Here is a 16,784-nt window from a genome sequence, read left to right as displayed (position 1 = left end):
CGTGGGTGTCGCGTAGCCTCCGGTGGATCAGAGGCGGTACATGATCGAGTCGTTCCAGAAGCGGTCGAGGCGCTGCAGAAGCTTGTTCATCTGGGTGAACTCGTCGGTGCCGATACCGCCGACCTTCTGGATCGAGCCGATGTGGCGCTCATAGAGCTTGGCAACGGTCTCGGCGATTTCCTGGCCGGCTTCGGTCAGGCTGATGCGGACCGAGCGACGGTCGACGCGCGAGCGCTGATGGTTGATGAAGCCGAGATCGACGAGCTTCTTGACGTTGTAGGAGACGTTCGAGCCCAGGTAGTAACCACGCGAGCGCAGTTCACCGGCGGTCAGTTCCGAATTGCCGATGTTGAAGAGCAGGAGTGCCTGGACGGCGTTGATATCGGAGCGACCCTTGCGGTCGAACTCGTCCTTGATGACGTCGAGAAGGCGGCGGTGAAGACGCTCGACGAGGTGGAGAGATTCGAGGTAGAGCGAACGGATCGCTTCTTCCTGCGGGTCGAGAGTGGACGGCTGCGGCTTGAGCTTGGTGTTCATATCGGTCTGCCTCACTGTTTTGTTTGGCGGTGTTGGTTTTTTCTCCCGCCTTGGTGAGGACCGTATCCAATGCGCATAAAATTCTATTTAAAACGCAGGCTTAACAGAGGCTTACTAAAGCCCAGCCTGCGATCAGGGTAAATCAACCGTTATACGCTCCTGCTTGTGTCTCCCTTCGAGCCACAACGCCAGGCGGAAAAGAACGAAGACGACGAAGACCGCGGAATGCATGGTGACGGCCAGCGTGTTGCGGCCGAAGATCTCCGGCCAGACTGTAAACATCAGCATCTGGCCGCCTGCCGCGAGCAGCCACATGACCGGGCCCCAGGAGCCCGCGACCCAAAGCCCGAGGGCGGCGACCGGAAACACAACCGCAAGCCCTGTGGCCGCCACACGCCAGGGTGTGGACAAGAGGTCGAAGCGGCCAAGCCCGTTCTGGCTGTAGCCGACGAGGAGCGCCCAGTACTGCAGGCCGAACCACAGGCAGGACAGCGCCACCACGCGCAGGAAGAGCACGAAGATGGTCTCGGTGAGACTGCGGATGGGTGTCTGCGACGAATCAGCTTCCATGGATAGGAAGATAGGCTGGGGACAACCCCTCCGCCAGCACGGCCGCCGCCCCCTCCCCTGCTGATCTCATCATCCCTGCCTATCCCTTCTCGATAAGACACAGATCACCCGCCGTCAGGCTTCCGTTTTGCAAGCCTCCATCGGCGTGCTAATCAGCAGCCGAAGACAGACCAAGGATCGCGATCATGACGGACAAGACACATCAGGTAGACGACGTCACCGGCCACCGGCGCATGCGCCGCCTGCGCAAGGCCGACTGGCAGCGCCGCATGGTTCTGGAAAACCGGTTGACCGTCGATGATCTGATCTGGCCGATCTTCGTCGTGCCGGGCTCCGGCATCATGGAGCCGATTGCGGCGATGCCCGGTGTTTTCCGGATGAGCGTCGACAAGGCGGTCGAGGCTGCCAGGGAAGCGGCCGACCTCGGCATCCCGGCACTGGCGACCTTCCCAAATGTGGAAATGGAGCTGCGCGACCAAACTGGCTCGGAAGTGTTGAAGAGCAACAATCTCCTCAATCAGGTGACCGCTGCGATCAAGAAGGCCGTTCCCAATATCGGCGTGATCACCGATGTGGCGCTCGATCCCTTCACCAGCCACGGCCATGACGGCATTCTGCGGGATGGCGAGATCGTCAATGATGAGACGGTCGACCAGCTGGTGCGCGCCGCTATCGCCCAGGCCGATGCCGGGTCCGACATCATCGCGCCCTCCGACATGATGGACGGACGTATCGGCGCGATCCGCCGGGGGCTGGATGCTGCCGGTCATCAGAGCGTCGGCATCATGTCCTACGCCACCAAGTTCGCCTCCTGCTACTACGGCCCTTACCGCGAGGCGATCTCGACCAGCGGCCTCCTGAAGGGTGACAAGAAGACCTATTACATTGATCCGGCCAACGGCACCGAGGCCGTGCGCGATGCAGCGCTCGACGTCGAGGAAGGCGCCGACATGCTGATGGTCAAGCCTGGCCTTCCCTATCTCGACATCTGCTGGCGCCTGAAGGAGAGCTTCGGCCTTCCGGTCTTCGCCTATCAGGTCTCCGGCGAATACAGCCAGATCAAGGCCGCAGCGGCAAATGGCTGGATCGACGGCGAGCGCGCCATGCTCGAAACCTTGCTCTGCTTCAAGCGCGCGGGTTGCGACGGTATCCTCACCTATTTCGCGCCCGAGGTTGCACGCCTTCTGGCGAAACGGGGCTGAGGTTCATCCTGCGCCGATGACCTTCACGGATTATTGTATTCGGGATCGGGCTCCCCATATCTGAGACACAACCTTAAAGGAGCCCGATATGAGCCTCGATAGCAACTCGTCCTATGCGGCCCCCGAAGACTGGCGCGCCTATAGCGGCGTGCTCTCGCGGCGCGTCTTTGCATTCCTCGTCGACTATCTCTTCATCGGCCTCCTCTGGATCCCGGCGGCCGTGGTGGTCTTCTTCCTGGGCATCCTGACGCTTGGCCTCGGCTGGCTTCTCTATCCGATCCTGTTCTTCGTGGTGGCCGGTCTCTATTTCGGCATGTCGCTGGCGGGTCCGTCCCAGTCCACGCCGGGCATGCGGATGATGGGCATTGCCATGGTCCGCCTCGATGGCCGCAAGATCGACTTCGTCACAGCGATCGCGCATCTGGCGCTGTTCTGGATCCTCAACTCCGTCCTGACGCCGCTCGTCCTTCTCGCCGGCCTTTTCATCGAACGCTCGCGTCTGGTGCATGACCTGTTGCTCGGCACGGCTGCAGTCAGGACTTACTGATCTCGCTTGGCACGTCTCTCCAGAACAATGAACTCCGGCGTCTCGCCGGAGTGTTGACCTTTTTCATTCTTGCGCCATCCTACCTGTGACAGGTCACGCCAAAGGATTCTCTTCATCCGCATATGAACACGCAGACCAGCCCCTCCCCGCAATTCTATCTGACGGCGCCTGCGCCGTGCCCGTATCTTTCGGGAGAGATGGAGCGGAAGGTCTTCACCCACCTTGTCGGGCAGCGGGCGACCGAGATGAACGATCTTCTGACGCAAGGGGGCTTTCGTCGCTCGCAGAACATCGCCTATCGGCCGGCCTGCGAATCCTGCCGCGCCTGCGTGTCCGTCCGTGTCCTGGTCAACGAGTTCGAACTGAGCCGCGGCTTCAGACGCGTTGAGGCCACCAATGCGGACCTCGTCTCCACCGTTTTTCCGGCCCAGCCTTCAACAGAGCAGTTCTCTCTCTTCCGCCACTATCTCGATCATCGGCATCAGAACGGTGGCATGTCCGACATGTCGGCGCTCGACTATGCGATCATGGTCGAGGACAGCCATGTGCAGACGCGGGTCATCGAATACCGCCTGCGCGTCCCCGGCGACGGAATTTCGGCCCAGCCGCGCGGCGAACTGATCGCCGTTGCGCTGTCTGACCTGATGAGCGACGGGCTGTCGATGGTCTATTCGTTCTACAATCCGGAGATGGAAAAGCGCTCACTCGGCACGATGATGGTGCTCGACCACATTCGCCGCGCGAAGGCGCTCGGCCTGCCGCATGTCTATCTCGGCTACTGGGTGCAGGGCTCGAAGAAGATGGGCTACAAGACACGCTTCCAGCCGCAGGAACACCTGATGCATCAGGGCTGGACGCGTTTCCCCCTCGAATCCGAGGGCTGAAGCCAGAAAAAGTCGCGGAAGAAAAGTCCCATTTTAGGACAGGCCAGCCCTTCGCAGATCAAACGCTGCGAAGGGCTGTTTCATTTCAGGACAGTTTACGGATGATGCCGTAGACGATGTTCTTGTTCTGGCCGAAGCGGAGCGAGCATTCGACGTCGAGACCTTCTGTCGTCGCGCGCATGATCCGCCACATGTCTTCTTCCGAACGCAGCAACAATGCCCAGTTCATGAAGGTTTCCATGTAGCCGTCATCGGGAACTTCCTGCGAGAAGTTCGCAAACAGGAAAGTGCCGTTCGGCTTCAGCATCTGCAGGCAGCGCTGCGAGAGCTTGATCGCCACTTCGTCGGCGAGATAGTCGTAGAGACCGGCCGCATAGACGAAGTCGAAGGTACCGAGCGTCTGCGCGCGGGTCAGCACGGTGCGTACCGAGCCGTTGACGGCTTCGACCGCGGTTCCCGCAAATTCGCTGGCGACGGCGCCGACGCTCATCGGATCCTGATCGAGCGCAATCCACCGCTTGATTGCCTTGTCCTTCAGGGCCTGCGACATGCTGCCTTCACGCAGATGGCCAGCTGCGATGGTCAGGATTTCAGCCTCGCCACCGCGAGAAGATGCAACGTCGTCGACGAATTGGGCAAGCAGATCACGTCGTTCCCGGACAGCGACGCATGCCGGCGACTGGCTGGTGAAGGCATGGACTTCCTTGCCCATCGGGCTTGCCGCATCCAGCATCGGCTGGACCGACGGATGGCCATAGATGAAATCGAGCAGGCCAGCATCACCCGAATAGCCGCGCGGCTTTTCGAAAGACCAGCGGGTGAATGGATCCTCATGGAAATGGCGGGCGATGGCATGGTTCTGGGCCACCGGGATGAGTTGCTCCCAGACCTTCGGAGAAAATCGGTTGCGGATCTCATGGAGGCCGGTCAGCAGGCGAAGCATGATCTGGCCGACGGCAGTTTTCTGCTCGAACTGCTGCTCCGCAACACGGAGGTGAAGTGCCATTTCGGCACGTGCCAGAGCAAGATCCTTATCTGTGGCATCGACCGAAGTCGAAAAGACCGTCGCCGCAATAGAGTCCGGCGTGATGAGGCTCTGGCCGTCGAATGCAATCTTTACATCACTCACACTTCACTCCTTATTTAGTCAAAACTCACATTAATTCTTTGTAAACCATAATCGCGGACGGCAATAAGTGCACTCCGATTTTAGTCAGACTTTAAAACATAGTTAACACGTGGGCGAGCTAGTGTAGACGAGCGCGTGACGTGCGCGGTGACGATGGAGTCGTGATGGATCGGGTCATCAAGAACCCAGTGCGCGGAAATCGCGACACAAACTCGCACATGCATAGCGGGTCTGCAGCGGACTCCGCATGGAGCGACGGTTCGAATTACAGCCCTCCTGCAATCGATGCTAAGACCATCACCCTCCCTGCCCTGAATGCGCTATACCAGACGCATCGCAGCTTCACGCAGTTGCGCCAGACCCGCCAGGGTCTGTGGCTTGCCGCGCTCGTCTACCTTCTGTTTGGCGTAGCGGATGCCTTCCTGTTGCCGGATGTGGCAGTCCAGACTGTCACGGCACGACTGATCGCGGCGATCCTCGCCATCTCGGTCATGGAGGTCTGCGTGGCGCGGCGGGTCGGCCTCCATTGGGTCGATCTCAGTTGCGCTGCAACTGTCGTCGTCGGATATGTCGCTTGGCTTATTCCTGCCACCTACACCACGGCTGAGGACGCGTTCCGGTATTACATGCTGTTCGGCACCATCTTCATGATGAGTGCGAACCTGTTCTTCAATCTCGTCTTCCGCCTGTCGGTCATGACGTCGGCAACGATCCTCGTTATTTTCCTCTACAGCATGCTGCATGCGCCTGCGCTGTCGCTGGAGCAGACCGTAGTCGTCATCCTGTTCTACGCATCCTGCTTCCTGTTCACGTCCTACGTGAACTGGAAGCTCAACGAGGAGCGCTACAACGTCTTTCTCAATGCGGTGGAAGCGGCCCATCAGCACAGTGAGGCTGAAAAACGTGGGGAAGCTCTCGAGCGTCTCTCCAACACCGACTACCTCACCGGCATGGAGAACCGCCGCGCTGTCGACAAGCGCCTTCGCGACTACTGGAACGACTGGCAGAGCGAAGGAAAGGCCTTTGCGGCGATCCTGGTCGATGTCGACTTCTTTAAGAAATACAACGATTTCTACGGCCATCAGGCCGGTGACCGCTGCCTGATCCTGGTCGCGAGCGTGCTCAACGACACGCTGAAGCCGCTCAACGCTTCGGTCGGCCGCTATGGTGGCGAAGAATTCATCGTGCTGTCGCGCGTCACAGGCCGCGATCAGGTCATGGCGCTCTGCGAGATCATTCGCAGCGCCGTCGAGGGTCTGCATCTCGTCCATGACCAGCGGCGCGATGGCCAGGCGGTGGTGACCGTGAGTGTCGGCGCCTCCTATACACGTCCGCAGAGCGGTCCCAAGCTTGAGCGCATCATCAACGAGGCGGACCGGGCGCTCTATTCGGCCAAGGCGAATGGCAGGAACTGCATCCGACTGTTTAACCCGAACGATCCGCTGACCAGCGACGACAATGAAAATATTGCGGCGACGCTCCGGATGGCGGTCAAGAACGACCTCGTGCATCTGGTCTACCAGCCGATCCAGAACCTGCGCACCGGCCGCGTCGAAGCGGTCGAGTCGCTGATGCGCATGAAGATGGTCGACGGCACGCCGCTGTCGCCGGCCCAGTTCATCCCCGTCGCCGAGCGCACCGGCGCCATTCTCGATCTCGGCCTCTGGGCGATCCGTCGGGCCTGCACGGAGGTGCTCGCGACCGGCATTGCGCCGATGGCGAGCGTCAACGTCTCGGCCATTCAGCTCAAGTCCCGCGGTTTTGCTCTGGCCGTCTCGACGATTCTCGAAGAGACCGGTGTCTCCGGTTCGCAGCTCGCCTTCGAGATCACCGAAGGCATCGACATGGAAGGGCAGTCGGATGTCATCCGCTGCATCACCGATCTGCAGGCGCTCGGGATCCGCATCTGGCTCGACGACTTCGGCACGGGCTTTGCCGGCCTTTCCTGGCTGCGCCTGTTCCCCTTCGACACCGTCAAGATCGACCGCTCCTTCCTGCAGGACGCCCGCCGTCCGGCTGGGCGCGCCATGCTCGAGGACATCATTCGCCTCATCCGCAATCGCGGCCTGAAGATCCTGATCGAAGGTCTGGAGACGGCCGATCATGTGGAACTGATGCATGAACTCGGCATCGAGCTCGGCCAGGGCTATTATCTCGGCCGCCCCGTGCCGATCGACGAAGTCAAGATCAAGTCCTTCCCGCGTCTGGCGAGCGTTTCCGGTCTTTGAGGCGATCGCCGATTGATCCCAGAATTGGACGATCGGCACCTCTGCGTTTCCTGAGCGAAATCAGTAGTATCCGGCCGAATTCCAATCTGGACGGATACATGCATGAGCACGGTCGACGCGACGCAACTGGCCGGACAGCCTGATTTTGCCGAGAAGCTTCTGAAAGACACCTCCATCAGGGTGAGCGACGGCTACCTCGACGCCTTCCACAGCCATGTCGACCCGGTGCATCATGACACCGGCACAATCCTGTTCCGAAAAGGCGACGATAGCCACTTTGCCATCCTGATCGCCGAGGGCGAGATCGAGGTCTATGACGAGGAGAGCGGCAATGTTCTCGCGATCGCCGGCGAAGGGTCCCTGATCGGCGAACTGGGGCTGATCAGCGGAGATCCGCGCAGTGCTTCGGCCAGAACGCTGACACCGCTGCGTGGCTGGACAATCGACCGCGCGCAGTACCGCGAGTTTCTCAGCGATCGGCCTGAACTTGCCACCCTCTTCTTCCGCAAGATCTATGCTCAGCTGTCGGCGAGTTACGGCAAGCTCAGGCTACAGTTCGTGGCGCTCGAGGAAGCCGACCGGCGCTATCACGCGCTCGCCTTCCTCTTCGTCACCATGGTTCTGATGATCAACATCTATGCCCTGGTGAACAGCCTCATCCTGACCAATCTCAAGGTGACCCATCAGTCGCAGGTGATGTTCTGGACCTCACGCGTGATGGAAGTCTGGGGCGCGTTCGTCATCTGGGGACTGACCGTGCGCTGCGGTCTGACGCGGCACGATATGGGCATCCGGATGGGGAATCTCTGGAAATCGGTCGGCATGGGACTTGCCATCAGCGCCGTCGCCCTGGCCGCCATGGCCTATTTCCGCACCATGCTCTATCCGGAGCTTCAGGGAACGCCGGTCATCGACCCGAAGCTGGTCACGATCACCGTCTATACCTACATCATCGTCGCACCACTCCAGGAGTGGATCTGCCGCGGGGTGCTGCTGACGGCGATCGCCGATCTGATGCCGGGCAAGACCCGCCCGATGTCGGCGATCGTGATCACCTCGCTGATCTTCTCCACCCTGCACCTGCATTATTCCCAGTCGCTCGCCGTCGTCGCCCTCGTCTCCGGCATCGTCTGGGGCTGGCTGCACCTGAAGTACCGCAACCTCGCCGGCCCGATCGTCTCGCACTTCATCCTGGGCAATGCCGCGACGCTGATGGGTGTCTGGTCGATCTGGGAGCGCGGCTGACAGAGAAAAGCCGGCCGCAAGGCGACCGGCTTTGACTAACGGGACCTCGAGATCAGCCCGAGAATTTACCGCTGCGCGGGAAGCCCTTCGGGACAAGGCGGCCGGCAGAGGCGCGATCGCCCTGCCATTCGACCAGTTCATCCTTCGTCTTGGTGAAGGTGCGGCCGGCACTGTCGGCCCAGGTCAGACCGTCTGACATCGCGAAGAACTTGACGTCGGAGATGCCGCCATCCTTGTAGCGCTGCAGGCGCACGCCCTTGCCGCGGGTCATTTCCGGGATCTGGGTCAGCGGGAAGACCAGCAGCTTGCGGTTTTCGCCGACGACCGCCAGATGATCGCCGCTGACGGGGACCACCAGCTTTGCCTCGTCGGGCATGCCGACATTCATGATCTGCTTGCCCTTGCGGGTGTTGGCGACGACCTCGCCTTGCGGCACGATGAAGCCGTTGCCGGCCGTCGAGACGAAGATCAGCTTGCGGCTTGCGTCATGGACGAAGGCGGTCAGCACGTCCTGATCGTTTTCCATGTCGACCATGATGCGCAGCGGCTCACCGTGGCCACGGCCACCGGGCAGCTTGTCGCCGCCGAGCGTGTAGACCTTGCCGCCCGTGGTCACCAGCAGGATCTTGTCCGTCGTCTGGGCAGGGAAGGCCACCTTCAACCCGTCGCCTTCCTTGAAGGTCAGCGCAGAGGTGTCGGAGATGTGGCCCTTCAGCGCGCGGATCCAGCCCTTTTCGGAGATGACGACGGTGATCGGTTCCTTTTCGATCATCGCCTGCTGGATCGCTTCGACATCCGCGCTCGGTGCGTCAGAGAAGACAGTGCGGCGGCGGCCGAGCTCGGTCGCCTTGGCGTATTTTTTCTTCACCTCGCCGATTTCCCAGGCGACGGTCTGCCACTGCTTGTCATCGGAGGCAAGCAGGGATTCGATCTCGGCTTTCTCGGCCGAAAGCGCCTCATGCTCCTTGCGGATCTCGAATTCCTCGAGCTTGCGCAGATTGCGCAGCCGCATGTTGAGGATGGCTTCGGCCTGGTTGTCGGTCAGATCCCATTTGGCGATCAGGACAGGCTTCGGCTCGTCTTCCTCGCGGATGATCCGGATTACTTCGTCGAGGTTGAGATAGGCGATCAGCAGGCCGCCGAGGATTTCCAGGCGCCGGTCGATGGCTGCAAGGCGGAACTTTGAACGACGGACGAGCACGTCCTTGCGGTGATCAAGCCATTCGGTCAGCACCTCGTTGAGGGCCATGACCTTCGGGACCTTGCCCTGCGAAAGCACGTTCATGTTGAGCGGAATGCGGCTTTCGAGCTCGGTGAGCTTGAACAGCGATTCCATCAGTAGGGTCGCATCGACCGTGCGGCTCTTCGGCACGAGAACGAGGCGCACGTCTTCGGCACTTTCGTCGCGCACGTCTTCCAGAAGTGGCAGGCGGCGGGCGATCAGCAGTTCGGCGATCTTTTCGATCAGGCGCGACTTCTGCACCTGGAACGGGATCTGGGTGACGATGATCTGGTAGCCGCCGCGGCCGAGATCTTCCGTCTCCCACTTGGCGCGAACGCGGAAGCCGCCGCGGCCGGTGCGATAGGTTTCCAGCATCGAGGCGCGGCTCTCGACGATGACGCCACCGGTCGGGAAGTCGGGACCTTCAATGCCCCCGCGTTCCGGATGGGAGGGATCTGCCAGCAGCTCCTCGACGGGCGCGCCGGGGTTCTTGATCAGATAGAGGGCCGCGTCGCAGAGCTCGTGCGCATTGTGCGGCGGAATGGAGGTCGCCATGCCGACCGCGATGCCCGAAGCGCCGTTGGCCAGCAGGTTCGGGAAGGCACCGGGCAGAACCGTCGGTTCGTCGTCTTCCTCGTTATAGGTCGGGCGGAAATCGACAGCATCCTGATCGATGCCTTCGAGCAGCAGGGCCGCGACGTCGGTCATGCGGGCTTCGGTGTAACGATAGGCAGCAGCACTGTCGCCGTCGATATTGCCGAAGTTGCCCTGCCCATCCACCACCGGATAGCGCTGGGAGAAGTCCTGCGCGAGGCGCACCAGCGCATCATAGACCGACTGGTCGCCATGCGGGTGGAACTTACCGATGACGTCGCCGACGATACGGGCGCATTTCTTGAACGCCGAGTTCGGGCGGATGCCCATCTCGCTCATCGCGTGGATGATGCGGCGATGCACCGGTTTGAGCCCGTCGCGGACGTCCGGCAGCGCGCGATGCATGATCGTCGACAAGGCATACGCGAGATAACGCTCTTCGAGCGCCGCCTTCAGGTCGACTGGAAGAATGTGATCGCCACCCTCGTCGGGCGGAAGCTGATTTGTCCCCATGGGTTTCCCCTAGCGGAGAAGACCCGCAACGGCAAGGAATCCGGGGATTCTGCCTGTGGATTAAGGCGATGTGACCGCCATCACGCCGCAATCTGCGTGCATCAGGCTATGGCGAAAACCGGTGGACGTTTTTTCAATCCCACTTATAAATATCGCCGACCAATTTTGTCCGCACCTCCCGCGGAACCAGAACGAAGGACCTTCTCATGACCCTGTACCGCTCCACCCGAATTCTGCTTGCGAGCGCTGCGCTCACTGCCTTCACGGGTCCCGCCTTTGCGCTGGACGGGCAGGATTTGTTGAAGAAGATCAATGCTGCCTTCGCGACGGGCGGCACAACGATCACAGCCGACGCCATCGAAGTCTCGGGATCCGACGTGCTGCTCAAGGGCGTAAAGTTCGGCGTCGACGGCCAGCCCGCCGAGAAGCCGCTTGCGCTTGAACAGCTGACGCTGGAAGGCGTCAGCGAAGAGGAAGGCGGCGCCTATTTCATCGAACGCGTCGAATTCCCCGAGGTGAACGTCACCGAGGAAAAGTCGAGCTTCAAGGTTCAGGATCTCTATCTTGCCGGCGTTTATGTGCCGGGCGACGCCAATGCCGAGGGCATTGATTCGCTGATGTTCTACGAAGAGGCCCATAGCGGCCCAGTCGAAGTCACTGTTGACGGCAAGCCGGTGTTCTCGATGGCGGAAGCCGTCGGCACGATGGGCCTGTCGGACGACGAGAGCACGATCACCTTCGAAGGCTCTGTGACCGGCGTGAAGGCCGATCTCAGCACCGTCGAAGACCCGCAGGCCAAGGCGCAGATCGAAGCGCTCGGTCTGACCACGCTCGACGGCAACATGAACATGTCCGGCAGCTGGGAGGTCGAAAGCGGCACGATCGACATCGAGGACTACTCGATCGATTTCGCCAATGTCGGCAAGCTCTCCCTCGCCTTCTCAATGTCCGGCTACACGCTAGACCTCGTCAAGCAGATGCAGGAACAGGCCCGCATGATGCAGGCACAGCCGCAGAACGAGCAGGCCCAGCAGGCGGCTGGCCTTGCCATGCTCGGCCTTGTGCAGCAGCTGTCGCTGGTTGACGCCCAGATCCGCTTCGAGGATGCGGGCATCACCAAGCGCGGCCTCGATTATGCCGGCAAGAGCCAGGGTACCGACGGCGCGCAGATGGCGCAGATGGTGAAGGGCATGCTGCCGATCCTGCTTGCCCAGGCGAAGCTCGGCGCGATCCAGAACGAAATCTCGGCCGCGGTGAACACCTATATCGACGACCCGAAGGCGCTCACCATCGCTGCAGCGCCTGCCAACCCGGTCGCCTTCCCGATGATCATGGGCGCTGCCATGGGCGCGCCGGAAACCATTCCGGGCCTGATCGGCCTCAAGGTCACCGCCAACGACTGATCGCTTCGGCGTCCAAGACAAGAGCTCGGCCCGCGAAAGCAGCCGGACTTTTTCGTGTCTTCAAGTCAAAATAAAAGGCCGGGATCTCTCCCGGCCTTCGTCATTTCAGATCCCGATTGCGGATCAGTCCTTCTTCGGCTGCGGAACGACGCGCAGCGACAGATCGCGCAGCTGAGCGGGCGTCGCCGGCGACGGGGCGTTCATCAGCAAGTCCTGAGCCTGCTGGTTCATCGGGAAGAGCGAGATTTCGCGCAGGTTCTTCGCACCGACGAGCAGCATGACCACGCGGTCGATGCCGAAGGCGCAGCCGCCATGCGGAGGGGCGCCGTATTGGAAGGCACGGTACATACCGCCGAAGCGTTCCTCGACGTCATCCTTCGAAAGGCCGACCTTCTCGAAAGCCTTGACCATCAGTTCCGGCGACTGGTTACGGATCGAGCCCGAGGCGATTTCGAAGCCGTTGCAGACGGCGTCATACTGATAGGCCTTGAGCGAGAGCGGATCCTGGCTTTCCAGCGCTTCCAGACCACCCTGCGGCATCGAGAAGGGGTTGTGGGCGAAGTCGATCTTCTTTTCGTCTTCGTTGTATTCGTAGAACGGGAAGTCGACGATCCAGCACATTTCGAAGCGGTCGCGATCGACGAGGTTCAGTTCCTCGCCGGCGCGGGTGCGGGCTTCACCGGCAAACTTGTAGAACTTGGCCGGGTCTCCAGCGACGAAGAAGCAGGCATCGCCCGCTTCGAGACCGAGCTGGGTGCGGATCGCTTCGGTACGCTTTTCGCCGATGTTCTTGGCGAGCGGGCCGGAACCGGCAATCTTGCCGTCCTCTTCCTTCCAGAAGATGTAGCCGAGGCCCGGCTGGCCGGTCGATTGCGCCCAGGCGTTCATGCGGTCGCAGAATGCACGCGAACCACCGGTCTTCGCCGGGATCGCCCAGATCTCGACCTTCGGGTTCGACGCGATCATGCCGGCGAAGACCTTGAAGCCGGAATCGCGGAAATGGTCGGTGACGCCTTCCATCACGATCGGGTTGCGCAGGTCGGGCTTGTCGGAGCCATATTTGCGGATCGCGACATCGTAGGGAATGCGCGGCCATTCCTTAGTGACCGGCTTGCCTTCGGCGAACTGCTCGAAGACTTCCGTCATCATCGGCTCCATCGTCGCCCAGATGTCTTCCTGGGTAACGAAGCTCATCTCGACGTCGAGCTGGTAGAATTCGCCCGGCAGACGGTCGGCGCGCGGGTCTTCGTCGCGGAAGCAGGGCGCGATCTGGAAATAGCGATCGAAACCGGCGACCATCAACAGCTGCTTGTACTGCTGCGGCGCCTGCGGCAGCGCGAAGAACTTGCCTTCGTGGATACGGCTCGGCACGAGGAAGTCGCGCGCGCCTTCCGGCGACGAGGCCGTCAGGATCGGGGTCGAATATTCGGCAAAGCCGGCAGCGGCCATGCCGTTACGCATCGCCGAGATGATCTGGGTGCGCTTGACGATGTTCTTGTGCAGGGTTTCGCGGCGCAGGTCGAGGAAGCGGTACTTGAGGCGCACGTCTTCCGGATAGTCGGGTTCGCCGAAGACCGGCAACGGCAGTTCCTTGGCGGCCGAGAGAACCTCGATTTCCTGAGCGTAAAGCTCGATCTCGCCGGTCGGCATGTTCTTGTTGACGGTATCATCCGTCCGGGCCTTGACCAGGCCGTCGATGCGGATGACCCATTCGCCACGCACGGTTTCAGCTGCCTTGAAGGCCGGGCTGTCCGGATCGGCGACGACCTGGGTGATGCCATAGTGATCGCGCAGATCGATGAAGAGCACGCCGCCATGGTCACGAACGCGATGGACCCAGCCCGAGAGGCGGACGGTCTGCCCGACGTCGGACTTGCGAAGAGCGGCACAGGTGTGGCTGCGGTAACGATGCATGATCAAGTGCTTTCCTGGACTGGTAGACGGCTGGCGGGCATAAGATTTCGGCACACGGCCAGCCGATAGAAAATCGGGCGGAAAAGCGCATGGTGCGCCTGATTTGTCAAGGCTGCGTGGTGTTGGGGGTGACTGGATTAGACTGTGGTGGACGGCGGCGTTTGGCAGCGGCGGACTGTCATCAACCTGACTGCTTTAGAACCAAACAGAGGAAAATGGCCGGTACACTTTGGTTGACCGAATTCGACAACAGCTCCGAAGTAGCCCAGATGGAGGGCTTTTATGCCAACAGACGCGATTGCGGGCTTCTGTCAAAGGTATGATCGATACCGAAATTAGTCGTGTTTTTTTTTGGCAATCGGACGGCGTCCATCTGGCAGAGGTGACGGCACTGTGAAAGGTTTTTGGTTCACCTCTTTGATCAACATGTTGATTGCGAGCTGAATGTCCGAAGGCAGATCTTTGAAAAGCTGAACAATGGGCGCTTCTGCAGAAGCTAGAAACCCTGCCGCACGTTGCGCAAGAACGGACTGAGGGGCCAATTCGGAGCCGACAGCGCCCAGCCATACAGTCGTCGCAGCCGTTGCAGCCGCAATGACCATATTACGTGCTGAAAGCACACCGCGCGTAGAAGCCTTATAGCTAACAGCGCCCGCGCGATCGCTTGATGCCAGGAGGGCACGGACAGTCTCGGCTATGTCTTCAGCGATCAGCGCGCTTCGTAACGCCGTTTCTGTGGCCTCACGCGCATGCGCAACCAAAGTGATCTGTGATAAAAACTCGCCGGTTTCGTTGTCGATTTCTCGAGCAGACGGAAATCGCCGCACCCAAGGCGCTACGGTTTTAACAACATCTTCAAGTAGACGGCGAACCTCTGGTCTTAGGCTTTCAGCGTAGCTGACTTCACCTGATCGTAACTGATTGTCCAACTCGAGGTACGATCCTAGCTCAAGAGCCGAGCTATAAACCAAGCCTATAACCGCCGGTATATCTTCAGTCGGTCGGTCCAGCAGACTGACGAAACGTCGATTAGACGCATCGATGTCCGACCATCCATACTGATTACTAAGGGTTTTTGTTGCTTCGCTGAACGCCTCCAACTTGCGTTTCGATTCTTGGTGCAATTGCTGCGTGATCGACTCCAAAGCAGCGCTCTCGTCGCTCTCGTTGCCATCCACCGCGATCTCAAGCGTCTCTTGACCAGCCCTGAATGTCGTTCCTAGTTTCGCTTGAGGAATACCTCTAACCTTAGCGGCAATTGAGAGCTTCTCTCGAACTTGTTCGATGTTGTCAGGAGGCCAATTCGATAGAACCATTCCGAGCCTCAGCCCGACACTTGCTAGCATTTCCTTGATCTCGTTGAGCGCTCTTCGACCAAAATTTGGCAGTCGAAGCAGCTCAAACTCGGTCAGCTGCACTAAATCGCCGACAAATACCCGGTTGTCAGCGATCAAGACGTTGGCCGTACGAACAGATAACTCGAAATCGTCAATGCGCATCAATAGGACATGGATAATATCTTCGTTAGAAATGTCAGTATTCTGTAAATGGGCATTTTCACCGGCTTCGAAAGCCGCAAACTTTGCTGCGGCGTCACGAGTAGACCTAACTCCTATTTTTTTTCGAGCGGAGTTCAGATGGCTTGCAACGGTTATGTTAGTTATACCTAATGCAGCACCAATATCTTTCGTCCCAAGGCCTCCATGAGCCAGCCTCAGAACTTCCATTTGACGCTTGCTAAGTCCGGTAAAATTGGCACTCGGCAACAGAATCTCCGCCTTATTCCGAATGGTGACGACAAACAGTCTAATTCAACACTAGTACTGAAGCTGCATCGGTTCGTCGAGGGTTATATGGCTAGGCGATTGGTCCTGCACAAAGCCCGGCATGGACTGACCAAATTTCCCATTTGACGCTCTTGCTATGGCATGCGGTGACGCCCCGAGCGCGCTCCAATTGCACGAGAGAGAAGTGACGCCTCGTCGGGAGGCATAATGACTTCCGACGACCGCCGATCACGGCGGCCTCCATAACCGGCTGGAGATCACACGGTTTTGTACAATTATTGCGATGAATCATGGGGACCACCACCGCGCCCCCTCACTCCGGCAACAACACACTCGCCAGATCGAGCGGCGCCGCGAAGGGCTCACAGCCGGTGCCGCCATCGCCTTCCGGCGGCAGCTTGCCGTCGATCATCAGATGGGCGTGGCCGTGGATCTGCGACCAGACGAGTTGCTCGACGGCTGCCCTGCCCTCCGGCGTGTCCAGCTTCATGCGCCTCGCCACCGGCAATGAGATCTCCTCGAGCACGGCATGGGCGGCATTCGCTGGCGGGCCGATGGCCGGGTCGTCCCAGTCGAGGCGGTTGGCGGTGAACATCAGGCGGAAGAGATGCGGACGGGACCTCGCAAAGGCGAGATAGCCGCGGGCGGCAGCCCGTAGCTGCTCTGCCGGATCATCAGGGGCTGCCGCCATAGCCTCCCGCATCGAAGCGGCAAACAGCCTGAAGCCCTCGACGGCAAAGGCGGTCATCAGGTGCCGCAGGGTCGGGAAATGATGTTCGGGTGCCGCATGGGACACGCCGACCCGGGCGGCGAGTTTGCGGAGCGTCAGGCCTTCGAGGCCATGCTCTTCGAGCATGTCGAGCCCCGTGCCGATCAGCGCCTGGCGCAGGTCGCCATGGTGATAGGATTTCTGTCTTGCCATGCCCCTTCATAACCACTCGAAACCACGCAGTCAAAATCAATCTTGACATTGCCAAGTTATGGCGCATGCTTATCTTGTCACCGTCAA

Annotated in this window: 13 protein-coding genes; 6 read left to right on the top strand and 7 right to left on the bottom strand. The window is 60.1% G+C overall.

Features of this window, described 5'->3' with window-relative positions:
- Nucleotides 1–27: 27 nt before the first annotated feature.
- Together ldtR and QWE_RS17515 are read right to left on the bottom strand one after the other, a co-directional pair.
- A complete protein-coding gene (gene ldtR / locus QWE_RS17520; protein WP_006727505.1) occupies nucleotides 28–537 on the bottom strand; it encodes a transcriptional regulator LdtR in 510 nt (169 codons plus the stop codon).
- Nucleotides 538–669: 132 nt separating this feature from the next.
- A complete protein-coding gene (locus QWE_RS17515; RefSeq protein WP_006727504.1) occupies nucleotides 670–1,107 on the bottom strand; it encodes a DUF6163 family protein in 438 nt (145 codons plus the stop codon).
- A gap of 185 nt (nucleotides 1,108–1,292) precedes the next feature.
- On the opposite strand from QWE_RS17515, the gene hemB reads away from it, so the two are divergent.
- The 3 genes from hemB to QWE_RS17500 all read left to right on the top strand — a co-directional run bounded on the left by hemB (nucleotide 1,293) and on the right by QWE_RS17500 (nucleotide 3,740).
- Nucleotides 1,293–2,309, top strand: a complete 1,017-nt coding sequence (hemB, locus tag QWE_RS17510) for a porphobilinogen synthase (protein ID WP_006727503.1) — start codon at nucleotides 1,293–1,295, stop codon at nucleotides 2,307–2,309.
- 88 nt (nucleotides 2,310–2,397) lie between these two features.
- On the top strand, nucleotides 2,398–2,856 hold the full coding sequence (locus QWE_RS17505) for an RDD family protein (RefSeq protein ID WP_006727502.1): 459 nt from the start codon (nucleotides 2,398–2,400) through the stop codon (nucleotides 2,854–2,856).
- 122 nt (nucleotides 2,857–2,978) lie between these two features.
- Complete coding sequence (locus QWE_RS17500) at nucleotides 2,979–3,740, top strand: arginyltransferase (protein WP_006727501.1); 762 nt, start codon at nucleotides 2,979–2,981, stop codon at nucleotides 3,738–3,740.
- Between the two features lie 85 nt (nucleotides 3,741–3,825).
- Here the strand turns inward: QWE_RS17500 and QWE_RS17495 are convergent, their stop codons facing one another.
- Nucleotides 3,826–4,869: a class I SAM-dependent methyltransferase gene (locus QWE_RS17495; protein ID WP_006727500.1), complete on the bottom strand. Its 1,044-nt coding sequence runs from the start codon at nucleotides 4,867–4,869 to the stop codon at nucleotides 3,826–3,828.
- A gap of 164 nt (nucleotides 4,870–5,033) precedes the next feature.
- Between QWE_RS17495 and QWE_RS17490 the strand changes: the two genes are divergently transcribed.
- Complete coding sequence (locus QWE_RS17490) at nucleotides 5,034–7,097, top strand: putative bifunctional diguanylate cyclase/phosphodiesterase (protein ID WP_006727499.1); 2,064 nt, start codon at nucleotides 5,034–5,036, stop codon at nucleotides 7,095–7,097.
- A gap of 102 nt (nucleotides 7,098–7,199) precedes the next feature.
- Nucleotides 7,200–8,342, top strand: coding sequence for a CPBP family glutamic-type intramembrane protease (locus QWE_RS17485; protein WP_006727498.1), 1,143 nt, complete (start codon nucleotides 7,200–7,202; stop codon nucleotides 8,340–8,342).
- Between the two features lie 52 nt (nucleotides 8,343–8,394).
- Here the strand turns inward: QWE_RS17485 and parC are convergent, their stop codons facing one another.
- On the bottom strand, nucleotides 8,395–10,671 hold the full coding sequence (parC, locus tag QWE_RS17480; protein WP_006727497.1) for a DNA topoisomerase IV subunit A: 2,277 nt from the start codon (nucleotides 10,669–10,671) through the stop codon (nucleotides 8,395–8,397).
- Nucleotides 10,672–10,877: 206 nt separating this feature from the next.
- Between parC and QWE_RS17475 the strand changes: the two genes are divergently transcribed.
- On the top strand, nucleotides 10,878–12,074 hold the full coding sequence (locus QWE_RS17475) for a hypothetical protein (RefSeq protein WP_006727496.1): 1,197 nt from the start codon (nucleotides 10,878–10,880) through the stop codon (nucleotides 12,072–12,074).
- A gap of 123 nt (nucleotides 12,075–12,197) precedes the next feature.
- Here QWE_RS17475 and aspS read toward each other — a convergent pair whose 3' ends face one another.
- The 3 genes from aspS to QWE_RS17460 form a co-directional block, all read right to left on the bottom strand.
- On the bottom strand, nucleotides 12,198–13,988 hold the full coding sequence (gene aspS, locus QWE_RS17470) for an aspartate--tRNA ligase (protein WP_006727495.1): 1,791 nt from the start codon (nucleotides 13,986–13,988) through the stop codon (nucleotides 12,198–12,200).
- Between the two features lie 335 nt (nucleotides 13,989–14,323).
- Nucleotides 14,324–15,754 (bottom strand): DNA-directed RNA polymerase subunit alpha C-terminal domain-containing protein, encoded by a 1,431-nt coding sequence (locus QWE_RS25995; protein ID WP_157790728.1) that lies wholly within the window; start codon nucleotides 15,752–15,754, stop codon nucleotides 14,324–14,326.
- A 334-nt stretch (nucleotides 15,755–16,088) separates the two neighbouring features.
- On the bottom strand, nucleotides 16,089–16,697 hold the full coding sequence (locus tag QWE_RS17460) for a TetR/AcrR family transcriptional regulator (protein ID WP_006727493.1): 609 nt from the start codon (nucleotides 16,695–16,697) through the stop codon (nucleotides 16,089–16,091).
- Nucleotides 16,698–16,784 lie beyond the last annotated feature (87 nt).

The organism is Agrobacterium albertimagni AOL15 (assembly GCF_000300855.1).
Taxonomy (GTDB): domain Bacteria; phylum Pseudomonadota; class Alphaproteobacteria; order Rhizobiales; family Rhizobiaceae; genus Allorhizobium; species Allorhizobium albertimagni.
Note: the sequence above shows the minus strand (reverse complement) of the source record. Positions and strands in the feature narration are given on the sequence as shown.

Bases quoted from the DNA above. Each gene is read 5' to 3' on its own strand.
- QWE_RS17460 (WP_006727493.1), bottom strand. From the start codon at position 16,697: ATGGCAAGACAGAAATCCTATCACCATGGCGACCTGCGCCAGGCGCTG.
- QWE_RS17485 (WP_006727498.1), top strand. From the start codon at position 7,200: ATGAGCACGGTCGACGCGACGCAACTGGCCGGACAGCCTGATTTTGCC.
- QWE_RS17515 (WP_006727504.1), bottom strand. From the start codon at position 1,107: ATGGAAGCTGATTCGTCGCAGACACCCATCCGCAGTCTCACCGAGACC.
- QWE_RS17500 (WP_006727501.1), top strand. From the start codon at position 2,979: ATGAACACGCAGACCAGCCCCTCCCCGCAATTCTATCTGACGGCGCCT.
- aspS (WP_006727495.1), bottom strand. From the start codon at position 13,988: ATGCATCGTTACCGCAGCCACACCTGTGCCGCTCTTCGCAAGTCCGAC.
- QWE_RS17505 (WP_006727502.1), top strand. From the start codon at position 2,398: ATGAGCCTCGATAGCAACTCGTCCTATGCGGCCCCCGAAGACTGGCGC.
- ldtR (WP_006727505.1), bottom strand. From the start codon at position 537: ATGAACACCAAGCTCAAGCCGCAGCCGTCCACTCTCGACCCGCAGGAA.
- hemB (WP_006727503.1), top strand. From the start codon at position 1,293: ATGACGGACAAGACACATCAGGTAGACGACGTCACCGGCCACCGGCGC.
- QWE_RS17490 (WP_006727499.1), top strand. From the start codon at position 5,034: ATGGATCGGGTCATCAAGAACCCAGTGCGCGGAAATCGCGACACAAAC.
- QWE_RS17475 (WP_006727496.1), top strand. From the start codon at position 10,878: ATGACCCTGTACCGCTCCACCCGAATTCTGCTTGCGAGCGCTGCGCTC.
- parC (WP_006727497.1), bottom strand. From the start codon at position 10,671: ATGGGGACAAATCAGCTTCCGCCCGACGAGGGTGGCGATCACATTCTT.